Source organism: Porphyromonas sp. HMSC065F10, from assembly GCF_001808555.1.
In the GTDB taxonomy this organism is placed as follows: Bacteria; Bacteroidota; Bacteroidia; order Bacteroidales; family Porphyromonadaceae; genus Porphyromonas_A.
This window is the reverse complement of sequence record NZ_KV793770.1, coordinates 4551-4880: the sequence shown is the minus strand read 5'-3', so window position 1 is coordinate 4880 and position 330 is coordinate 4551.

Sequence of the window (330 nt, the reverse complement as noted above, 5' to 3'; positions counted from 1 at the left end):
TCTGTATCTAGATTGTTTATTGCCTGCTATTTCTTCCAAATCCGCCGTAGTGACATCCGCATACTCTTTCTCCAAAAAGAGTTTGAATGCCCCAACGAGTATTTGATTCCTACGTTCTTCACTTTTGCTTATCATAGCTTAGTATGACTGTAATAATATTCCTTCTGAGTGCTAAGGTAGACATAAAAAATCAAACTACCAAATCTTGGGCGAATTTTCTTTTTCATCACTTCCTTTCCTTATAATTCCCTGGGACTTAGAAGAGGTCATTTTAGCCTATATATTTGCTGTCTGAAAAGTATTATTCAAATCAAACAGAGTGATTTATGG